Below are 20222 nucleotides of genomic sequence, written 5' to 3' on the forward strand. Positions count from 1 at the left end.
CGAACATAAACTAATTTTAGATTGATTTATCTTTACAGTCGGTTATGACCATCCACCAAATTCTTAAACAATTCTGGGGCTACGAGTCGTTCCGGCCTTTGCAGGAGGACATCATTCGCTCCGTGCTCGACCGGCGTGACACGCTCGTGCTGCTGCCCACCGGCGGGGGAAAATCCGTTTGTTTCCAGGTTCCGGCCCTGGCGCTGGGCGGTGTTTGCCTCGTCGTAACCCCGCTAATTGCCTTAATGAAAGACCAGGTCGAGCAATTGCGGAAACGCGGTATTTCGGCGGTAGCGATCTATTCGGGCATGCACTGGCGGGAAATCGATCGGGCGCTCGACAACTGCATCTACGGCAACGTCCGGTTTCTGTACGTTTCGCCCGAACGACTCCAGACCGAAATTCTGATTGAACGGGTCAAGCAGATGAAAATTAGTTTGCTGGCCGTTGACGAAGCGCACTGTATTTCGGCCTGGGGCTACGATTTTCGGCCTCCTTATCTCCAGATTGCAGCTTTTCGCGACCTGCTGCCGGGCGTTCCGGTGGTGGCCCTGACGGCTTCGGCCACGCCGGAGGTGCAATCGGATATCGTTGAAAGGCTCGAAATGCGACAGCCGCAGGTGTTTCGCCAAACGTTCGCCCGCAAGAATTTGTCGTATTCTGCGTTTTACGAAGAGAATAAAGAAACCCGCTTGCTGAAAGTGTTGCAGGGGGTTCCAGGTTCGGCCATTGTTTACGTGCGCAGTCGGCGGCAAACGCAGGACGTGGCCGAGTGGCTGCACCACCAGGGCATCCGTGCCGATTATTACCACGCGGGGTTGACGGCGAAGCAACGGTCTGATAAACAGGATGCCTGGGTTCATAACCGTATACGGGTGATCGTGGCTACAAATGCCTTTGGCATGGGAATCGACAAGCCCGACGTCCGAGCGGTTGTTCACCTGGATGTGCCGGATAGCCTGGAAGCCTATTACCAGGAAGCCGGGCGGGCGGGTCGCGATGAGAAAAAGGCGTATGCGGTTTTACTGTACAGCCACAAGGACTTAAGTGACATCGAACAGCGGGTTATTCAGCAATACCAACCGGTTGAGATGCTCCGGCGGGTGTATCAGGCACTGGCGAACTATGCCAACCTGGCCATCGGCGGGGGGGAATTCTCCGACATTGATTTTGATTTGACAGCGTTCTGTCAGGCGTTTCAATTGCCGGTAACGGATACGCATTATGCGCTAAAACAGTTGCAGTTGGAAGGTTTTATTGAGTTGAGTGAAGCCTATTTCAGTCCATCGAAAGTGATGATTGCGGTGGATAACCGGGCGTTGTATGAGTTTCAGGTCATGAATCCGCATTACGATTCGTTTCTGAAGCTGTTGCTGCGGATTTACGGGGGCGAGCTGTTCACCAATTTCGTCAGCATTTCGGAAAGTTCGCTGGCCAAAACCACGCGAATGCCGGAACCCGAGGTTCTTTCGTATCTGGAACAACTGTCGCAACGGTCGATTGTGGTGTATGAAAAACAAAAAGACAAACCGCAACTGACGTTCCTGACCTCGCGTTTCGATGCCCGGAATTTGCCGGTCAACGTCATGCAACTGGAACAGCGAAAGCAGCGGGACCTGGCCAAAGTGCGGGCGATGGTCGATTACGTTCAAAACCCGGTGCAGTGCCGAACGCGTTTGTTGCAGGCTTATTTTGGCGAAACACCCGGCGATGCCTGCGGAGTTTGCGACCACTGTTTAAGTCAAAACCAGCACCCGCCGGATTCCGATGAACTCCAGCAGCGGATTTTGCAGCACCTCGATGCTGCGGGCGGACAGGGGCTTGCACCCCGGTTGCTGGCCGATCGGTTGAATCTGACCACCGACCGGCTTTCCGCCGTTCTCCGCCAGATGCTGGCCGACGAGCAGTTGCGGATCGATGCCGTCGGTAATTTGCACAGAATGAACACAATGAATCAACGATAAGTACATGAAAAACTCTGTTTTACGCTTGCTCCTGACCGTTCTGGTGGGTTCTACTTCCTTGATGGTCCGGGCACAATACCAGCCGGGTTTAGTAAGCAGCAACTACGGTGGTATTCACCGAATGCTTCAGAATCCGTCCTCCATTGCCGGTTCGCGGTACAAATTTCAGATCATTGCCTTCACCGGCACATCTTCCGTTAATTCGCTATACACGAAATATGTAGCGAAGGGCCTGTTTCAAACGATTCAGTTACCCTATAGCCAGGGACTTAGCCTGCCGCTTCGAACGATTGGTTCCATTACGAATGCGCCCCGAACCACGTCGTATTCCGAAATTCTGGGGCCGTCCATTTTGCTCAATGTCGACGGCAACCAGACGATTGCGCTCCACACACGGATGAAAAGTTACCTGTATGGCTCCACTTTGCCCGAAAATTTAACCGAAGCCTATCGCAACCGGCTTTTTTACAAAAACTTACAACCGTCGGCGGGAAGCATGGATTTCAACCTGGCGCACAACAGCTACGGCGAAATTGGCCTGACCTACGGTTTGCAGGTTTTCGACGGGCATTGGCACCGGTTGAATGTGGGGGCTACGGTTCGGCGGATTGTGGGGGCTCAGCTCAGTTACCTGAACGCCCAGGGCAATTACGCGATTCTCCAGAACAACGGCGATGTGGAGAAAACGCTGGACATTACCAATCTACAATACGAATTAGGCCAAACGACGCCCCGCAAGGATTTTGGCCTTTCGTCCGTTTTTTCCAGCGCCTATGGCAGCGGTTGGGGATATGATCTCGGCGCTACGTATGAGATTGGCCGCCGAACCACCGGAAGAGGCTATGATTCGTATGCGTCGACAAAAGATCCGCGTCCGGCCTACTGGCTGCGGTTATCGGCGGCTTTGATGAATGGGGGAAGTATCAACTACCCGGCGGGCCAGTCGGTAACCGGAAGTGGTCGGTTGACGTTTCAGCAGGAAGAACTGGAGAAATTCGGCAACGCGCCGACGGATTATCTGACTACCAAAGCCGGTAGTAGTCCGCAGCAATACAATCCTGGCAAGGTTGCCCTACCGCGTATGGTTCATTTTGAAGCGGATATGCGCCTGATGCCGTCCTTTTACGTCAACGGTTTGTTGATGAAGAACCTGTCGGCGGCTTCATCGACTCAGATGCCAAACATGTTGATTATCACGCCCCGGTTTGAAGATGAGGACGTTGAGTTTGGCCTGCCGATTTCCATTATCGGTGCCGACAGCCGGGTTGCGGTTGGGATGTCGACCCGCTTAGGCCCCATCACGCTCGGCTTCAGCGATATGGGACGGCTTTTTAGCAGCAAAGGCGATAACCGGAGTTCCATCGCCTGGATCGGCTTCTCCGTCTGGAAGTGGCGGCAAAAGAATTAAGAGTGAAGAGTTAAAAATTAAAAGTAGGCTGACGCAAGATTGAAAAAAGTGCGTCAGCCTACTTTTAATTTTTAACTCTTCACTCTTAATTCTTCACTCCCTTCACGACAAGGGTGAATTCGCGGGATTTCAGGGAAGCACCGCCAATCAGACCGCCGTCGACGTCCGGCTGGGCGAAGAGTTCGGCGGCATTTTTCTCGTTGGCGCTACCCCCGTACAGAATCGAGGTGTCGTCGGCTACTTCCTGGCCGTATTGGCTGGCGATGTGTTGCCGCAGCATGGCGTGCATTTCCTGCGCCTGGTCCGAGGTGGCCGTTAGGCCCGTGCCGATAGCCCAGATGGGTTCGTAGGCAATGACGAGGTTGGCAAACTGCTCCGGGGAAAGGTGGAACAGGCTTTCGGTCAGTTGGGCGCGTACGAAATCCAGGTGGACTTCGGTCTGACGTTGTTCCAGCGACTCACCACAGCAGAAGATGGGGGTCAGGCCGTTGGCCAGCGCACTGTTTACTTTTTCAGCCAGTTGCGCGTTCGTTTCACCGAAATACTGCCGCCGTTCGCTGTGGCCCAGAATCACGTACCGAACACCAATTGACTTCAGCATGGGAGCCGAAATTTCACCCGTATACGCTCCGGAAGCCTTTTCGTGGCAATTCTGCGCACCCAGTGCCACCCGTGTCTGTCCTTCCAGATAGGGTTTGAGGGTGGTGAGGTAAAGAGCCGGGGGACATAGCACGACGTCTACCTCTCCCGTTACCTCATCTTTGATCATATTGACCACTTCTGACACCAACGCGACAGCCTCGTCGAGCGTCTTGTTCATTTTCCAGTTTCCGGCAACAATTTTTTTACGCATTGGTTATTGGATGGTTTAAGCCCTGATTACGAATCGAATACAGAAAACAGGGGGCCTCTAAACTTAATTTTACGGTTTCTTGTTCAGCCACTCGCAGGACGAAATTAGCGGTTTTTCAACAGCATTTGCCATTCAAATAAAAAGTATAAAAATTGTTGCGCAACGATTTTAAAAAAATTGTGTTATTAGACAAAATAGTTGTAACTTTCTTACGTATTCACAAAAAAAGCCATGAAGCTGTTTGTCGTTTTCTTCGGATTATTGCTTTGCTGGCAGGGGGGTTTAGCAAATAATGACGAGCTGAGTGAGCGATATGGGTATTTCATTGCTAATAACCGGAAGCAAACCCGGATTCCGTTCCAACTGCATTCCAATCTGATCATCGTTCCGATTCAGATTAACAATTCTGACACACTCCACTTTATTCTCGATACCGGCGTTAGTTCGGTGATCATAACGGACCCCGCAGCCATCCGGCGGCAGCCCCTGCGTTTCACGCGGAAAGTGAAGTTAACCGGTGCCGGCGAGGGCGGTCAACTGATGGCGTCGGTAGCGATCGACAATTTGCTGATGATGGGACACATGCGGGCAACGCATCAGAATATCGTTGTGCTGGATGATGACATTCTGCGGCTGTCGGAATACGTCGGCGTTCCGATTCATGGTATTTTTGGCTACGAAGTGTTCAATAATTTTGTGGTAACCATTGATTTTCAGCGCCGTGAACTGGTCTTGAATACGCCCAAAAACTACCGCTATCGCCGGTCGCACGGGTCACGTTATCCCATTGCGATTCAGGATACGAAACCGTATACGGATGTGATGGCATTGCTCGAAGGTGGCAAAACCCTGCCAATCCGCGTGGTGATCGATACGGGTGCGGGCCACGCGCTGCTCATCAATCGCAGCAATGGCGACGACATTCGGCTGCCCGACAAAGTGATCCGGGCGCAATTGGGCCGTGGGTTAAGTGGCGTCATCAACGGAAATCTGGGGCGAATCGAGAAAATCCGGCTGGGTAATTTCGAGATGGACAATGTCGTGGCGTCTTTTCCCGACAGCACGTCATTTGGCCTGAAAATCGCCGAACATGCCGCCGAACGGAACGGCAATCTGGGGTGTGAAATCCTGCGACGGTTCCGGGTCACGTTCAATTACCAGGACAAATACATGGTTCTGAAACCCATCAAGCGCATTCTGAAACAATCGTTCGAACACGACATGAGCGGACTCGAATTGAAAGCGCGCGGGGATAATTTCCGGAATTATTACATCGAGAAAGTGATCGACGATTCGCCAGCCAGCCGATCCGGGTTGCGGGATGGGGATGAGGTTCTGTTTATCAACAACATGCCAGCGGGCGACTTGAACGTGAGCGAGATCTACAAGATGCTGCAAAAAGGCGAAGGCAAAGAAGTCAGCATCCTTGTTCGGCGCAATGGCAATATCGTTTTTGCGCAATTTGCGCTGAAGCGAATGATTTGAACGCTGTAAATCAATAAAACGCAAAATACAGGCGAATGAATGTGAAAGAATGCCTTTCCATTTATTCGCCTGTATTTTGCGTTTTACCTAAAGAAGTGACCGGATTTCGCAGGATCAATTACCCGGAAAACCGTCAACTGCCGTGAATTATTTAAACAGACAGCGTTCCCTTGCTGTGTGCATCTTTCAACACGGCTTCAAGACCTTTCTTGTTGATGGTACGCATGGCTGAAGTAGCTACCTTCAACGTGATCCATGCTCCCTGAGACTCAAGGAAGAAGCGTTTCTTCTGCAAGTTGGGATAAAACTTCCGTTTTGTTCTATTGTTAGCGTGTGATACGTTGTTACCAACCCGCGTCCGCTTTCCTGTAATTTGACAAACTCGTGCCATGACAATACCTTTTTCTGAATGAGCCTGCAAAATTGGGGAATATTTTATTCAAATACAACCGTAACGAGTTAAAAGTTAAGAATTAAGAGTGAAGAGTTGGCTGACGCATTCACTTACAGCTTGCGTCAGCCAACTCTTCACTCTTAATTCTTAACTTTTAACTCCCCCCGCCAGGGACAGTGTTTGCAGCCATTTTTGCAGCAGTAGCCGCGTTTCAGGTGATAAACCGTTGTGAAAACGACGTACCCCTGTTCGTTGTAGTAGTAATCTTCATCATCCAGCCCTTCAATTTGGGGCTTTTTGGGGTTAGTAGACGGCATTGTTTGTCTGACTGAGTAAGGAATTGTACTTTTGAAGCCATCGACTACCCATCGGCTTGGCTCTAAAATTACGCATCCGCCAACAATTTACCCACTCACCTCCTGCATAGCACTATGGAAACTCTACCAACGATATCGGCGACCCAACAGGCCATTGACCTGGAATGGAAATACGGCGCGCACAATTATAAACCGGTTCCGGTTGTGCTGAATCGCGGAGAAGGCATTTTTCTCTGGGATGTGGAAGGGCGAAAATACTTCGATTTTCTGTCGGCCTACAGTGCGGTTAGTCAGGGGCATTGCCACCCCCGCATCATCAACGCCCTGGTTGAACAGGCCCAGCGGCTGACGCTGACCTCCCGGGCTTTTCATACCGATCAACTGGGCGTATGCGAAAAATACCTATGTGACTATTTTGGCTATGATAAAGTCTTAATGATGAACTCGGGCGCGGAGGGTGGCGAAACCGCCCTGAAGCTGACGCGGAAGTGGGCCTACAAAGTGAAGGGCATTCCGCAGAACCAGGCGAAAACGGTGTATGCAACCGGCAACTTCTGGGGCCGGACGCTGGCGGCCATTTCGTCGTCGACCGATCCCGAAAGTACCAATGATTACGGACCGCTGTTGCCGGGGTATCTATTGATTCCGTACAACGATCTGAATGCCCTGGAAGCCATTTTCCGGAAAGAACCCCACATCGCCGGGTTTATGGTGGAGCCGATTCAGGGCGAAGCCGGTGTGGTGGTGCCGGACGCAGGCTATTTGAAAGGCGTTCGGGAATTGTGTACAAAATACAATGTGCTGTTCATTGCCGACGAGGTGCAAACCGGCATCGGACGAACCGGCAAACGGCTGGCCTGCGATCACGAAGACGTAAAACCGGATTTGCTGGTGCTGGGAAAAGCCCTGTCCGGCGGAACCATGCCGGTTTCGGCGGTTTTGGCCAGCGACGAGGTGATGTTGACCATCAAACCGGGGGAACACGGTTCTACTTACGGCGGAAACCCCTTGGCCTGCGCCGTGACATTAGAAGCGTTGCGTGTGGTAGAAGACGAGAAGCTGGCTGAAAATGCTGCAACTCTGGGTGAGGTTTTTCGGAGCCGCATGAATGCGCTGGTTGATAAAACGGGCATGGTGAAACTGGTGCGCGGAAAAGGGTTGCTGAACGCGATCGTTATTGGCGAACATCCGGCTTACGGCGAAAAAACGTCTTGGGAAATTTGCCTGCGGTTGAAAGACAAGGGCTTACTGTGCAAACCGACCCACGGCGACAAAATCCGGTTTGCTCCGCCTTTGGTCATTACCGACGAACAGATGCACGAAGCGTGCGATCTGATTGAACAGACGATTCTGGAGTTAGAACCATAAAATCAGGTGGGTTGCTCAACGTTGACGCCATACATAATTTCACCACGTTAAAAGTCAGCGCCATGAGCCAACTCTATGCCCGTTTGTTATTCATTTGTGCCGTATTTTGTTTCACAACCGGAGCGGTTGCCCAACTTCCCGACTGCGATGCCCAGCGGTATTCTACGGACATTTTTCCGACCGTAACCGTCTCCACCAGCGTTACCTATGGACAGAATGTCACCGTTGGCGGGGTTACAAAAACGCTGCTGGCGGATGTGTATCAACCTGCCGGCGATGTGTCGACCCGGCGTCCACTGATTATTCTGGCCTTTGGCGGCTCCTTTCTGGGTGGCCAACGCACGGATATGGACAGTTATGCCCGCAAATTTGCCCGGAAAGGCTACGTGGTTGCCACCATTGATTACCGTTTATACGATGGAAATCTGTTTGCGTATATAAATCAGTCGGTATTTATGGATGAAGTGGTGAAAGCCGTGTCGGATATGAAAGCGGCCGTGCGGTTTTTCCGGAAGGATGCTTCTACCGTCAATACCTACGGCATCGAACCCAATTACATCATCATTGGCGGTTATTCAGCCGGAGCCATAACGGCCCTGCATGCCGGCTACGTGGATGCCGCCGAAATACCGGCCTATCTGGCCCCGGTTTTTGCCGCCAATGGCGGCATCAACGGCAATACGGATCACCCCGTTAGCTCGGCGGCCGGTTATTCGTCCGACGTACAGGGCGTCTGGAGTTTGTCGGGTGCGATCGATGCACAAAACTACATCGATGCCTGTGATCCTCCCTTGTTTATGACCCACGGCGACCAGGATGCGGTGGTTCCCTACGGCGCCGGTTTTCTGACCTCACCGCCCCAGGTTCCCGTGGTGGTCAATATTACACCGGTATTTGGAAGTTCTGTTCTGGCCACCCAGGCTACGGCCGCCGGTGTACCCAATCAATTGTATACCGTTGCTGGTGGAGACCACAATGCCATTTATGCCAACGCGGCTGTTCTTGCCCAAATCGACCAGGAGGGAAGTCTCTTTTTAAAACAAAATGTTGTGTGTTCAAGCAATGCCTGCGTGAATGTTTCACCCGCTGGCAGCCAAACCGTTTGTGAAGGCAGTACGGTGGCGTTGAGTGCGTCGGTTACCTGCGGAACCAGTCCGTCCTACACCTGGAGCGGGCCAAATGCCTTTACCAGCACCAGTGCCAACCCGACGATTCCGAATGCGACAACGGCTGCCAGCGGCAGTTATACGGTCATTGTCAGCGATGCTGGGAAGTGTTCCGGTACCGCCGTCGTTGAAGTACTCGTTACCCCCAAACCGCAACTCACACTTCTGCCCGGTTCTGTGTCGCTGACGGGCTGCAATTGCAATACCTCAACCGTCGTGGCCAAAACGACTCCCGCCGGAGCAACCATTACCTGGACCCGAACGCCGGGCGGAAATCCCTTGCCCGACGCGGGCAGCGGCATCGATCAGGTCACCATCACCCAATCCCTGTCTTCGGGCAATTTTACCTACCAGTTTACCGCCACGCTAAACGGTTGTCAGACCACCGGTTCGATTCCGGTTTTAGTCCCCTGATCATGACGTTTATCCGGGCCGCTTCGATTGGGTGATCCTTTTTCTTCATATGAAATTTTCGAAAAACGGTCGGCAAACGGTTTTAGTACAGTCCGTTGAAAAAAAATAATACCTTGTGCAACGTTGACTCATCACGCTGTGTCATTGAGAAGAAAATTAGCCGCATCCGATTCCTCAGGCCGCTTGGAAACAAAGTTGTATATAGACCGACATGTCGAACTCGTAGAAAGGTGTAAACAAGGTGAAAGACGTGCTCAATACGAATTGTATAAGCATTATTCGAAAGCCATGTTCAACGTCTGTATGCGCATCCTGAACCACGTGGGGGAGGCCGAGGATGTGTTGCAGGAAGCCTTTTTAGATGCTTTCAACAATCTCCATTCGTTCCGCAATCAATCGACGTTTGGAGCGTGGTTGAAGCAAATCGTCGTCAATCGGGCTATTAACCACCTTCGGAGCCGGAAAAGCCGCTCCGGTCTCCAATGGGTCGATCTCGACTCGCAGCGTCTGGGAGAAGATGATGGCCTGGATGTGGCCGACACCGAACCGTTTGACGAGGACGGTATTCAACTGGAAGTCGATCGGGTGCGCCAAACCATGCAGGGGCTGCCGGAAGGCTATCGGGTGGTTTTATCGCTGTATTTGTTCGAAGGCTATGATCATGAGGAAATCGGAGCCGTACTGGGCATCAGCGAAACCACCTCCCGGACGCAGTACATGCGGGCAAAAAAGCGGCTTTTGGAGTTATTAAAATAAATTTTGAATGACACAATGAGTGAATGATAGAATAAAACCTCCGTGGAGAATATTCACTCATTCTATCATTCACTCATTCACTCATTGAGTTATGATGAAAGACAAATTAGAACGATTTGTCCGGGATAACCGGGAAGATTTCGATGTATTTGAGCCCAGAGCAGATTTATGGAAAGATCTGGAGAAAGGACTCGGGCACAAAGAACGTCCGTTGTGGCAACGTCCGTTGGGGTTGGGATGGTCAGGCTTGAACGCATCCCGCCGGATGGTCTGGCAGGTTGCGGCCACCGTTTTGCTGATTCTCGGGCTGGGCGGTTTTTGGTATGTTAACCAGAAGTATGGCGTGACGGAGCAGCCGGATATGATGGCTTTCAATCCAACCTATGCCCGGACAGTCCAGCAGTATACCCGTCTGATTGAAGACAAACGGGGCGAATTGAAAACGGTCCTGGAAAGTAACCCGGCTCTCTACCAACAGTTTGCGTCTGATCTGGACCGGCTGGAGAAAACCTACCAGAACTTAAAGCAGGAGCTTCCGAAAACACCCAATCAGGAAATGATGATTCAGGCGATGGTACAAAACCTGAAAACCCAAATCGACTTGCTAAACCAGCAGTTGATGATTATTCAGCGTATTAAGCAACAAAACAATGAAACGAATAAACTTCCTGTGTAATTTTCTGCTGGTCAGCACCCTGTCTGTCGGTCTGGTTATGGCCGAAAACACGGAACTGAGCGAGCGGAAAAAGACGATCGTAAAAGTATACGACGTAACGTCCAAAGATCACTTAATGGTTGAAAATCAGTTCGGTAACGTTAATATCAACTTGTGGAACCGGGATGAAATCCGGGTAGACATTACCATCAAAGCGAGTTCCAGCTCCGAAGACCGTGTTCAGAAATACCTTGATGCAGTCGACATCAGCGAAAAACGCAACGGCGACCAGATTATCCTGAAAACGACCATCGATAAAAGCGGTTTCGGCGGAAACTGGATCATGAACCGCAACAAAGACGGCGAGAAGAATTTTGTTCAGATCGATTACCAGGTTTCCATGCCGAAAACCAACGCGTTGACGGTGAAAAACTCCTTCGGTAACACGACCATTCCGACGTTCAGCGCTCCCTTGACCATCAATCAGCAGTACGGTAATTTCTCGACTACGGAACTGAATGGCAATCAGGTCGATGTCGACGTACGCTTCGGGAAAGCCGATATTCAGGAAATGGGTAACGGAAAACTGAACATTCAATATTCAAAACTGCAATTGGAGAAGGCCAACAACATCAACCTGAACAACCAGTTTGGCGGACTTTGGATTGGTGAAGTAAGCCGACTCGATGGCAAAATTGGCTATTCGGGGGCCAAAATCGGAACGATCAAACAGTCATGCAACATCAAACTGGATTTCTCGGGCGGGTTCAAGATTGACCAACTGAACAAATCGGTCGATAACATCGACATCCAGGCCAATTATTCGTCGGTTGTGTTGCCGATGGCGCAGAGCAGCGATTACAATTTTGACGTGACGGTGAGCTACGGCGGATTCAAGTATCCTTCCGATGGCCGGATCATGATCAACGCCCAGCCCAACGACGACGATCGGGGGGTGAAACTGAAGAAACAATACAGCGGCAAAGTCGGAAAAGGAACCGCCACCAAAGTCCGCGTGGTGTCAACCTTCGGCGACGTGAAATTTCAATAGGGCGTGAGCAACTCGATCACTTCCGGGCACTGCGGATAGTCGTTTAACAGATCAGCCCGTTTGGCCAGCTCAAAATCCGCAAAATCAAATCCCGGGGCCACCGTGCAACCCACCAGCGAGTAGGCCGTTTCCGGTGCCGGTTTCGAGCCAAACCAGCACCCGGCTGGCACAACGGCCTGAAAGACTTCACCCCGTTCCGGATTATTCCCCAACCGAATGATTTCCAGTTCGCCCGACGGATGAATGACGTACACCAGCAGCGGGCCACCGGCGTAGAAATGCCACATTTCGTCGGCCTGAATGCGGTGCAAAGCTGATAGGTTGTGGTTTTCCAGCAAAAAGAAAATGCCGGTGCTGAAACTCCGTTCTCCGGAAAACCGGGCAGGCAGGGCCTCATGCGGTATTTTTTCGGCGGAGCGGTACGTCTCAGCAAAATAACCGCCTTCGGGATGGGCTTGCATCCGGTAGGCATCGATCCAGTATTGTGCGGGAAAATTCATGAAATTGCTTTGTTGGATAGTACTTCCAGACGATTATTCCACCACGCCGGTGCCTAGTTTATTGGCATTGTTGCTGACATCCAGCCAGAATCCGTTGACAAAGACGTACCGCAACTGATTGCCCCGGCGCAGGACGAAGGTCGGAATCCGGCCGGTCTGGATGGGCCGGGCCGCCGAGGTAGTGGGTTGGAGCAGGTGAACCGGCGCGAGATGTGTCGTGGCGCGCGATGGTGCGGCCAGCCGGAACGTGGTGACGCCCTTCTGCACGAGTGAATCCAGTTGGTATTTTTTCAAATCCGCCAGCGAACGCAACGTGTCCGGGTGAATCTGCCCCGGAGAAACCGTCAAACCGGTCGCGTCAATCTCCTCAATTCCGAAAAAGGTGGACAAATCGCCAAAATCGTCGATGGAACTGCGGTAGCCGAACGTGGCTGCATTGCCGACGTTCACTTCGTACCGGTTGATGCCGATATCGACCGTAACCGGTTTTCCACCCCGCATGATCTGCGCTTTCCGAATCAGCACATCGAACAAATACCGCTCGTTTTCGGGAATGGTGTTGTATTCCGAGCGGGATTCGGTTTTGTACGAATCCGTCGCAATGGCCTGTAGAGCCGTTAGAATGGACACGTAATTCAGTTTGCGGATGAATTGCTTCTCGGGATCGTTTGGATAACCGCCCGATTCGATCAGAATCAGCGTCGTGCCCCATTTCTGGATGTTATCGCCGAAGGCCCGCGGCTCAAATTCGTCGGAATACCGCCCGACACCCCCCGGAATAAATTGCTGCAAGACCCGGTTCATGCCCACGATCAACTGCATCGACCGTTCGCGAACGGGATTGATGTTCCGGGCTTCGTCGTAGGCCGTCGCCAGAAACGAAATGGTGGCTTGTTTGGGCGTATGGCCGACGCTGTAGCGGGTGCTCTGGTCGTGGAGGTTAAAACCCACTTCCGGTTTCAGCGATTGTTGTAAGCCTTTCAAAATCACCGATTCCGGCGATTGCAGCCGCAACGCATCCCGGTTTAGATCAATGTCCAGGGCGTTCCGGCGTTGATACCGTTCGGCACCGTCGGGGTTCAGCATCGGCACAAAATAGAGCGTCGTTTCGGCCAGCAGCTTGGTTTTGAACTCCTCAAATTCTCCATCGGCCCGAAGCAGGTTGAAGATGTCGAAAATCGCCATCGTTGCCGAGGGTTCGTCGCCGTGCATCTGCGACCACAGCAGCACTTTCCGCGGGCCATTGCCGACTTTAATCATCTGAATCGGCCGTTTCTCGACGGATTCGCCCACTTTCGTGATGTCAAACCGGCTGTCGGTTTTCAGCTTGTCGATGAGTGGTAGAATGTCGGCCTGCTTGAACCGGCGGTGGGTGAGGGCCGTATCGCGGTACGTGTCGTACGTATCGAATAAGTGCCGGGAGAAGGTCAAATCCTGACTGGATGCGGTGGTCATTATGACTAAATTAAACGCAAAGATCGAAAAGGCGGTAGTAGATTTCAACATCTTTGTCATTCGTTTATGCTGTGAATCCCGTAAAAAAACCGGTCGAAATGGATTCCTGATCGTTTCTGCCAAATCTGGTGCTAAAAATAGCCGGTTTTTGGCGAAAAAGCCTATTATTGTAGCATGACACCCCCCGAAACAAACCGTCCTTCCCAACTTCTCCGCCTGTTGGGCGTAGGCTTCGGCGTTGCCGTCACCATTGGTGGCACCATCGGCACCGGTATTCTCCGCCGACCCGGTACCATTGCGCAGGAGTTGGGGCAACCGTCGCTTGCGTTGCTGGTGTGGGCGCTGGTGGGTGTTTACGCGCTGATTGGCTCGCTGCAGGTGATTGAACTGGGCACCATGATTCCGAAAGCGGGGGCGTGGTATGTGTTCGCGCGCCGGGCGTTTGGTGATTACGTCGGATTTGTGATCGGGATCAGTAGCTGGCTCGGGAGCATTGCGGCCATGGCCTTTGGCGCGGCTGTGATGGGGGAGTACATTGCGCTGCTGGTGCCGCCCCTGACGGCGTATATCAAGGTCATCGCGATTGGGATATTGCTGGCTTTCACGGCCTTTCACCTGATCGGAGTCCGGCTCGCCAGCCGGGCGCAGGAGGTCATGAGTTTCATCAAGGCGCTGGGTTTACTGGCCTTTGTTGTCATTTGCTTTGCGTATACACCTGACAAACCGCTGCAATTTTCCGGCGACAACACCATTCCTATCGAAGGGTCGCTGCTGGTCGGTATTTTGGCGGCTTTGCAGTCGGTTTTTTATACATACGATGGCTGGCACACGGCGGCTTATTTCACGGAAGAAGACATCAATCCCAACAAAAACCTGCCGCGTTCGATGATGATCGGCGTTTTGTTGATCATCGGAATTTATCTGCTGGTCAATCTGGCGTTGTTTCATGTGCTGCCCATCGAGCAACTGGCCAAATCGAAACTCCCGGCTGCCGACGCGGTTCAGGTGCTTTTTGGCCCCGCCAGCGCGAAAGTGGTGACATTGTTACTGATGATTTCGATTATGGGGATTATCAACGCACAGATCATGTTCAACCCGCGGGTGTTGTTTGCCATCAGCCGTGATGGGTTGTTTGCCAAAGCCTTTACCCGCGTCAATACCGGCGGAACACCCGCTCCGGCCATGTTTCTGACCGTCGCCATGTCGATTCTGATGATTGTGACCGGCACCTACAGCAAACTGTCGGATGTAGCCTCGTTTTTTTTCGTGCTCTGTTACGCAGCGGCTTTTGCTTCGCTGATCCGGTTGCGAAAAACCGCCCCGGAACTCCCGCGCCCGGTTCGGGCCTGGGGCTACCCGCTGACGACCTGGCTGATGCTGATTGCGTCGCTGGCGTTTCTGGTGGGCGTTATTTACAGCGATCTCTACAGTAGTGCCTACGCCGTTGGGTTCATCATCCTGAGTTATCCGTTGTTTTTACTGGTGAAGCGACTGAACCGGCTGTAAGGTATTATAAAATTAGCCCACGGTTTTAACCGTGGGCTGGTAAGCAACGAACTTCCGATAGACCACTGAGTTGCGTCTCCCGAACCGCTATGATTCAAACCCTAAAATCCCTCTTCAACAGAGACCTTCTCCGGCTGAAACGGGAAATCGAACTGTATCAGGATGAAGCGAACTTATGGATTGCCGACCGGGCCATTACCAACCCGGCTGGCAATCTGTGTTTGCATCTCGTAGGCAATCTGAACACCTATATCGGGGCGGTTTTGGGCCATACCGGCTACATCCGGCATCGTGAACTCGAGTTTTCGCTCCGTGACATTCCCCGAAGTGAACTGCTTCAGAGCGTAGATGATACGCTCCAAGTCGTTCTCCATGCCCTCGATCAGGTGCAGGAAGAGCAGCTTCAGGAGGAGTATCCCCTGCTGGTGTTTGACGAAAAAACCAGCACCGAATACTTCCTGGTTCATCTGACCACTCATTTAACCTACCACCTGGGGCAGATCAATTACCACCGTCGGCTGCTGGATGTGAAAGCGGACTGATCACTCGTTTTTGCGAATGACCATCATGCCTTTCGTCCAGCGTACCAGCTCAGTAAGCATGGTCTGGGCTGCTCGCTGGCTTGATTCATTGGGCTCAAATTCTTCCTGCTCGTTGATGAACTGATCGAAAAACGGAATGTTGACGGCTTCGAACAGGGGAACTACCTTTAGCGCGATCAAGTCTGATTTGAGGTGACTGGCGGCTCGGGTTCCGGCCGAAATGCCACCGTAACTGACAATACCGGCGGCTTTGTAGGCCCATTCCTGCACCAGGTATTGCAGGGCATTTTTCAAGGGTGCCGGATAACTGTGGTCGTATTCGGCCGTCACGAAAATAAAGGCATCAGCTTCGTCGATGTTGGCACTCCATTTTTTCGTGTGTTCGTGAACATACTGCTTCAAACGCGGATGAGCGGGTTCATCCATAAAAGGGAGCTTAATGTCGGCCAGATCCAGCACTTCGACGGTAAAACCGTCGTGCTGCCGGGCTACTTCCGCGATCCAGGCCGTAACCAGCGGGCCTTTGCGGCTGGGCCGCACGGTCGAATTGATAATTTTCAGATTGTACATGGTGATTGGTTCAATTGGATTCGCACAGCGTGACTGCTCCACGCGGCTGCTCCGCGCGACTACAACTCCCCAATATCCTCATTCCACACCTCCGGTTTCTGAGCGATAAACTGGTTCATCATGTCAACGCATTCCGCCAGATCGAGGTCGATGACTTCCACGCCGTGTTCTTCCATGAACTCCCGTGCACCGGGAAACGTTCGCGATTCTGCCACAATCACTTTCGGAATCTTGAACTGCACGATGGTTCCGGCACACATATAACACGGCATAAGCGTCGAATAAATCACCGTATTGCGGAAGGAACCCACCCGTCCGGCGTTGTTGAGGCAATCCATTTCACCATGCAGAATGGGGTTGTTTTCCTGCACCCGCTTGTTGTGACCCGAAGCCACCAGCTTGCCGTCTTTCACCAGGGCCGAGCCGATGGGAATGCCGCCTTCCGAAAGGCTCTTGCGGGCCTGACGGATGGCTTCCTGCATGAATTCGTCGTTCATAAAATTCTCAGGGATTTTCCCTGGGTTAGTGATGAAACGCCTGCAGCCTTTGGGGCTTTACAGATTTAACGCCGTCGGCGGTCTTTACCCGGTTTCTCGGCTTTCGGACGGCTACCCGACGACGAACCGGAACGTCGTTGCGAACGACCTTCGCCTTCCGTGTTTTCCCGGCGGGTCAGGCGGCTTTTGAGGGGCGTTTTCAAGGATCCTTTGTCATCGACCAGGAACAGATCCAGACTCCGGCGGGCCAGATTGGCTTCTTTCACCCGAACCGTTACGGCATCGCCAAACGCGAAGATTTTTTTGTTCCGTTTGCCAATCAGCCGGTAATTGTCCTTGTCGAAATCGTAGAAATCATCGCCCAGATCGGTCATGCGCACCAGCCCTTCCGCGCTGGTTTCGGTGATTTCGACAAACAGACCAAAATCCGTTACGCCCGTAATGATCCCTTTGAACTCCTGGTCGCGGTCCATGCGGTTCATGAACTCGACCTGCTTGTATTTGATAGAAGCCCGTTCGGCTTCGACGGCCACGCGTTCGCGGTCGGACGAATGCTTGCAGCGCGCTTCATATTCTTCCTTATCGACCGATTTACCGCCGTCGAGGTAGTGCTGCAACAGCCGGTGGGCCATCATGTCAGGGTAGCGACGGATGGGCGACGTAAAGTGCGAATACCGCCGAAACGAGAGACCAAAATGGCCAATGTCTTCCGTGCTGTACCGGGCTTTCGCCATCGTCCGAATGGCGAGCTGCTGCAACGCATTCTGCTCGGGTTGTCCTTCCAGGCTCTCCATCATCGTGTTGAACGACTTGGACAGCTCTTTTTCGCTATCGATCTGGAGTTTATACCCAAACCGCCCGGCAAACGTGGCAAACGTCTTCAGCTTCTCGAAATCAGGCGAATCGTGGACCCGGTAAATCATCACATTTGGGTGCTCTCCGCGCGACAAACCGTGGATAAATTCGGCGACCCGCTTGTTCGCCAGCAGCATGAACTCTTCGATCAGCTTATGGGCGTCTTTCCGTACTTTCGGATAAACCGACAGCGGAACCCCATTTTCGTCCAGCTTAAACTTGACCTCAACGGTTTCGAAGTTGATGGCACCGTGCCGAAACCGGTCGTCGCGAAACTTGAAGGCGAGGTCGTTCAACAGCCGCAGTTCTTCCAGGTAATCCCCGTGACCGCGATCGACAATGTCCTGCGCTTCTTCGTAGGCAAACCGGCGGTCGGAGTGAATCACCGTCCGCCCAAACCATTCTTTTTTGATTTTGGCGTCGGGCGTCAGTTCAAATACCGCCGAAAACGTCAGTTTATCTTCATTCGGCCGCAACGAACACAGGTTATTCGACAGTTTTTCGGGCAACATCGGCACTACGCGATCTACCAGATACACCGACGTTCCGCGTTTGAAGGCTTCATCTTCTAAAGCCGTACCCGGCTGAATGTAGTGGGTGACGTCTGCAATGTGAACCCCGATTTCGTAATTGCCATTGTCCAGCATCTGAATCGACAGCGCGTCGTCAAAATCCTTAGCGTCGTCAGGGTCAATCGTAAACGTCGTAATGCCGCGCATGTCGCGCCGTTTGGTGATTTCTTTCTTCGGAATTTTCTCCGAAATCCCATTCGATTCTTTTTCTACCGCATCCGGAAAGTCCACGGGCAGGCCAAATTCGGCCAGAATCGCGTGCATTTCGGTATTGTTTTGCCCGGCGGGTCCCAACACGGAGATGACTTCGCCCTCGGGCCGGTGGCGGCTGTCGGGAAAACGCGTGAGCCGAACAATGACTTTGTCGCCATCTTTCGCGTCGCTCAGTTTATCTTTCGGAATATAAACTTCTTCGTAAATTTTCTTGCTGTCGGGAATCACCTGCCCGTAGTTCGGCCAGGTCGAAATCCGGCCAACCAACTCGGAACGACCGCGTTCCACAATGCTGACCACTTTCCCTTCGATCCGGCGGCTCCGGGTTTGCGAACCGCGCGAAAAACCGCCGGAATTGGACGATCCGCTCAGTCGCACCACTTTCACTTTGTCGCCGTCGATGGCTCCATTCAGGTCGTCGGTACTGACGTAAATATCATTGTCGCGGTCGCCACTGCCGGTGCTGACGAAGGCAAACCGGGGGTTCACGTGGTCGACGGTACCTTCGGTTGTTCGGTCGGTTTCGTTAAACTGATACGTTCCGTCGGGGTGGCGGGTCAACTGGCCTTCGTCGGCGAGTTCGCCCAGCAAGCCGTGGGCGATAAATTTCGTTTTCCGGTCAACGATGTCGAAGTTGTCGAGGACATCGTTTTGGGAAAAAGAATCTTTGCTATTTATTTCAAAAAAAGCCGCAATGTCGTTCTTCATTTCGTCCAGAAATGAGTCGGCCGACGGAACCGGGCGGTTCTGCGGGCTTCTGCGGCTTTGTTGTTCTCGTGGTTTACTTCGGTTATTTCTCATGTTTTTCGTTTAAAAGACGTTGGCGGTAAAGGAGTTGTTACACAGAGTTGATCAGAGAAAATCAGGGGTTATCAAAGTTTCTCTGCTTAACTCTGATTTTCTCTGCTTAACTCTGTGTTATAGCCCTTACTCCAAGCGCGTGATGTGTTGGTCTTTCACCAACGGGGCGCCCAGTAAGCGCAGATACACCTGCACCAGCGTCACAATGGACGAACGGGCGTATTCGCGCACTTTGGCCATTCCCTGCTTCTGGTAATAGACTAAACTGGTTTGGTCGCCGGTCAGTTCGAGCGGTTTAATGGGCAGGTTCAGAACGGCTGCCAGCAGATCGAGCGGGACGAAGTGGCGACTATCGCCAAACCGCCACATTTCCAGCACATCCTGGTGCGGAATGTCCCACGGTTTTCGCCCCGACAGCCGGAGCGTGGCCGGTAGTTGATGCTGATGAACCAGCATCCGGCGGCACAGGTACGGATAATCAAATTCCTTGCCATTATGGGCGCAGAGAACCAATTCGCTGGGCGGGTATTTTTCGATGATGTTGATAAACTCGCCGAGCAGGGCCTCTTCGTCATCGTTGGCCAGCGTTTTCACTTTCAGGAATACGTTCTCTTCCTCGTCCCAGTATAAACCGCCGATGCCGATGCAGACGATTTTGCCGTATTCGGCGTAATACGAAGCCCGGTTGTCGTACCATTTCGCGACCGACCAGTGTTCTTCGTTCTGGAAATAGCTGATTTTCTGGCTCCACTGCTGCCGGATTCGCTCGTCCAGTTCATCGTAGGAAGGCGCTCCGGCAACGGTTTTAATGTCGATAAACAACAGGTTTTTAAGGCGTTTTTTCCAGGATACGGGCATGGCAATGGAATAGCAAAAAAGC

At 52.4% G+C, this 20222-nt stretch carries 20 protein-coding genes; 11 read left to right on the top strand and 9 right to left on the bottom strand.

Annotation, left to right across the window (positions count from 1 at the left end):
• Positions 1–44: 44 nt before the first annotated feature.
• Positions 45–1964: a RecQ family ATP-dependent DNA helicase gene (locus tag F0P93_RS16850; protein ID WP_150877936.1), complete on the top strand. Its 1920-nt coding sequence runs from the start codon at positions 45–47 to the stop codon at positions 1962–1964.
• A gap of 4 nt (positions 1965–1968) precedes the next feature.
• Positions 1969–3372, top strand: a complete 1404-nt coding sequence (locus F0P93_RS16855; RefSeq protein ID WP_150877938.1) for a DUF5723 family protein — start codon at positions 1969–1971, stop codon at positions 3370–3372.
• Between the two features lie 85 nt (positions 3373–3457).
• Here the strand turns inward: F0P93_RS16855 and tpiA are convergent, their stop codons facing one another.
• The gene (gene tpiA, locus F0P93_RS16860) at positions 3458–4225 is read right to left on the bottom strand and encodes a triose-phosphate isomerase (RefSeq protein WP_150877940.1); all 768 of its coding nucleotides are present in this window, start codon (positions 4223–4225) and stop codon (positions 3458–3460) included.
• A gap of 123 nt (positions 4226–4348) precedes the next feature.
• Here tpiA and F0P93_RS32035 point away from each other — a divergent pair, with 123 nt between their 5' ends.
• Positions 4349–4414, top strand: a complete 66-nt coding sequence (locus F0P93_RS32035; RefSeq protein ID WP_114408734.1) for an SEC-C metal-binding domain-containing protein — start codon at positions 4349–4351, stop codon at positions 4412–4414.
• Positions 4415–4456: 42 nt separating this feature from the next.
• Positions 4457–5710: an aspartyl protease family protein gene (locus F0P93_RS16870; protein WP_150877943.1), complete on the top strand. Its 1254-nt coding sequence runs from the start codon at positions 4457–4459 to the stop codon at positions 5708–5710.
• 151 nt (positions 5711–5861) lie between these two features.
• On the opposite strand, the gene rpmB is transcribed toward F0P93_RS16870, so the two are convergent.
• Positions 5862–6101 carry a 50S ribosomal protein L28 gene (rpmB, locus tag F0P93_RS16875; protein ID WP_114408630.1) on the bottom strand — a complete coding sequence of 80 codons (240 nt, stop codon included), beginning with the start codon at positions 6099–6101 and terminating at the stop codon, positions 5862–5864.
• Positions 6102–6244: 143 nt separating this feature from the next.
• Positions 6245–6421, bottom strand: a complete 177-nt coding sequence (locus tag F0P93_RS31510; RefSeq protein ID WP_191908840.1) for a C1orf53 family protein — start codon at positions 6419–6421, stop codon at positions 6245–6247.
• 114 nt (positions 6422–6535) lie between these two features.
• Between F0P93_RS31510 and rocD the strand changes: the two genes are divergently transcribed.
• The 5 genes from rocD (at position 6536) to F0P93_RS16900 (ending at position 11831) form a co-directional block, all read left to right on the top strand.
• Positions 6536–7789, top strand: a complete 1254-nt coding sequence (rocD, locus tag F0P93_RS16880) for an ornithine--oxo-acid transaminase (protein WP_150877945.1) — start codon at positions 6536–6538, stop codon at positions 7787–7789.
• A 62-nt stretch (positions 7790–7851) separates the two neighbouring features.
• Positions 7852–9369 carry an alpha/beta hydrolase gene (locus F0P93_RS16885; protein WP_150877947.1) on the top strand — a complete coding sequence of 506 codons (1518 nt, stop codon included), beginning with the start codon at positions 7852–7854 and terminating at the stop codon, positions 9367–9369.
• A 183-nt stretch (positions 9370–9552) separates the two neighbouring features.
• On the top strand, positions 9553–10125 hold the full coding sequence (locus tag F0P93_RS16890; RefSeq protein ID WP_138992578.1) for an RNA polymerase sigma factor: 573 nt from the start codon (positions 9553–9555) through the stop codon (positions 10123–10125).
• A 94-nt stretch (positions 10126–10219) separates the two neighbouring features.
• A complete protein-coding gene (locus F0P93_RS16895) occupies positions 10220–10801 on the top strand; it encodes a hypothetical protein (protein ID WP_225309516.1) in 582 nt (193 codons plus the stop codon).
• Entirely contained in the window at positions 10776–11831 is a 1056-nt protein-coding gene (locus tag F0P93_RS16900; RefSeq protein ID WP_225309517.1) for a hypothetical protein, read from the top strand. The genes F0P93_RS16895 and F0P93_RS16900 overlap by 26 nt, the downstream gene beginning before the upstream one ends.
• Here F0P93_RS16900 and F0P93_RS16905 read toward each other — a convergent pair.
• A complete protein-coding gene (locus F0P93_RS16905; RefSeq protein ID WP_150877951.1) occupies positions 11825–12331 on the bottom strand; it encodes a cupin domain-containing protein in 507 nt (168 codons plus the stop codon). The genes F0P93_RS16900 and F0P93_RS16905 overlap by 7 nt on opposite strands.
• Positions 12332–12364: 33 nt before the next feature.
• The gene (locus F0P93_RS16910; RefSeq protein ID WP_150877953.1) at positions 12365–13786 is read right to left on the bottom strand and encodes a M14 family metallopeptidase; all 1422 of its coding nucleotides are present in this window, start codon (positions 13784–13786) and stop codon (positions 12365–12367) included.
• A 174-nt stretch (positions 13787–13960) separates the two neighbouring features.
• Here F0P93_RS16910 and F0P93_RS16915 point away from each other — a divergent pair, with 174 nt between their 5' ends.
• Both F0P93_RS16915 and F0P93_RS16920 read left to right on the top strand, forming a co-directional pair.
• Complete coding sequence (locus F0P93_RS16915) at positions 13961–15292, top strand: APC family permease (protein ID WP_150877955.1); 1332 nt, start codon at positions 13961–13963, stop codon at positions 15290–15292.
• A gap of 89 nt (positions 15293–15381) precedes the next feature.
• Positions 15382–15834: a DUF1572 family protein gene (locus F0P93_RS16920; RefSeq protein ID WP_150877957.1), complete on the top strand. Its 453-nt coding sequence runs from the start codon at positions 15382–15384 to the stop codon at positions 15832–15834.
• On the opposite strand, the gene F0P93_RS16925 is transcribed toward F0P93_RS16920, so the two are convergent.
• From F0P93_RS16925 to F0P93_RS16940, 4 genes are all read right to left on the bottom strand, one after another.
• Positions 15835–16404 carry an NADPH-dependent FMN reductase gene (locus F0P93_RS16925; protein WP_150877959.1) on the bottom strand — a complete coding sequence of 190 codons (570 nt, stop codon included), beginning with the start codon at positions 16402–16404 and terminating at the stop codon, positions 15835–15837.
• A gap of 59 nt (positions 16405–16463) precedes the next feature.
• Entirely contained in the window at positions 16464–16901 is a 438-nt protein-coding gene (locus tag F0P93_RS16930; RefSeq protein WP_150877961.1) for a nucleoside deaminase, read from the bottom strand.
• Positions 16902–16966: 65 nt separating this feature from the next.
• A complete protein-coding gene (rnr, locus tag F0P93_RS16935; RefSeq protein WP_150877963.1) occupies positions 16967–19342 on the bottom strand; it encodes a ribonuclease R in 2376 nt (791 codons plus the stop codon).
• A 126-nt stretch (positions 19343–19468) separates the two neighbouring features.
• The gene (locus F0P93_RS16940; RefSeq protein WP_225309518.1) at positions 19469–20200 is read right to left on the bottom strand and encodes a 3'-5' exonuclease; all 732 of its coding nucleotides are present in this window, start codon (positions 20198–20200) and stop codon (positions 19469–19471) included.
• Between the last annotated feature and the right edge of the window lie 22 nt (positions 20201–20222).

The organism is Larkinella humicola (genome assembly GCF_008727875.1).
Classification (GTDB): Bacteria; Bacteroidota; Bacteroidia; order Cytophagales; family Spirosomataceae; genus Larkinella; species Larkinella humicola.

Coding starts and splice junctions, on each gene's coding strand:
- F0P93_RS16940 (WP_225309518.1), bottom strand. CDS start 20,200: ATGCCCGTATCCTGGAAAAAACGCCTTAAAAACCTGTTGTTTATCGAC.
- F0P93_RS31510 (WP_191908840.1), bottom strand. CDS start 6,421: ATGCCGTCTACTAACCCCAAAAAGCCCCAAATTGAAGGGCTGGATGAT.
- F0P93_RS16885 (WP_150877947.1), top strand. CDS start 7,852: ATGAGCCAACTCTATGCCCGTTTGTTATTCATTTGTGCCGTATTTTGT.
- F0P93_RS16850 (WP_150877936.1), top strand. CDS start 45: ATGACCATCCACCAAATTCTTAAACAATTCTGGGGCTACGAGTCGTTC.
- rpmB (WP_114408630.1), bottom strand. CDS start 6,101: ATGGCACGAGTTTGTCAAATTACAGGAAAGCGGACGCGGGTTGGTAAC.
- F0P93_RS16905 (WP_150877951.1), bottom strand. CDS start 12,331: ATGAATTTTCCCGCACAATACTGGATCGATGCCTACCGGATGCAAGCC.
- F0P93_RS16930 (WP_150877961.1), bottom strand. CDS start 16,901: ATGAACGACGAATTCATGCAGGAAGCCATCCGTCAGGCCCGCAAGAGC.
- rnr (WP_150877963.1), bottom strand. CDS start 19,342: ATGAGAAATAACCGAAGTAAACCACGAGAACAACAAAGCCGCAGAAGC.
- F0P93_RS16920 (WP_150877957.1), top strand. CDS start 15,382: ATGATTCAAACCCTAAAATCCCTCTTCAACAGAGACCTTCTCCGGCTG.
- F0P93_RS16900 (WP_225309517.1), top strand. CDS start 10,776: ATGAAACGAATAAACTTCCTGTGTAATTTTCTGCTGGTCAGCACCCTG.
- F0P93_RS16895 (WP_225309516.1), top strand. CDS start 10,220: ATGAAAGACAAATTAGAACGATTTGTCCGGGATAACCGGGAAGATTTC.
- F0P93_RS16910 (WP_150877953.1), bottom strand. CDS start 13,786: ATGACCACCGCATCCAGTCAGGATTTGACCTTCTCCCGGCACTTATTC.
- rocD (WP_150877945.1), top strand. CDS start 6,536: ATGGAAACTCTACCAACGATATCGGCGACCCAACAGGCCATTGACCTG.
- F0P93_RS16855 (WP_150877938.1), top strand. CDS start 1,969: ATGAAAAACTCTGTTTTACGCTTGCTCCTGACCGTTCTGGTGGGTTCT.
- F0P93_RS16915 (WP_150877955.1), top strand. CDS start 13,961: ATGACACCCCCCGAAACAAACCGTCCTTCCCAACTTCTCCGCCTGTTG.
- F0P93_RS16870 (WP_150877943.1), top strand. CDS start 4,457: ATGAAGCTGTTTGTCGTTTTCTTCGGATTATTGCTTTGCTGGCAGGGG.
- F0P93_RS16925 (WP_150877959.1), bottom strand. CDS start 16,404: ATGTACAATCTGAAAATTATCAATTCGACCGTGCGGCCCAGCCGCAAA.
- tpiA (WP_150877940.1), bottom strand. CDS start 4,225: ATGCGTAAAAAAATTGTTGCCGGAAACTGGAAAATGAACAAGACGCTC.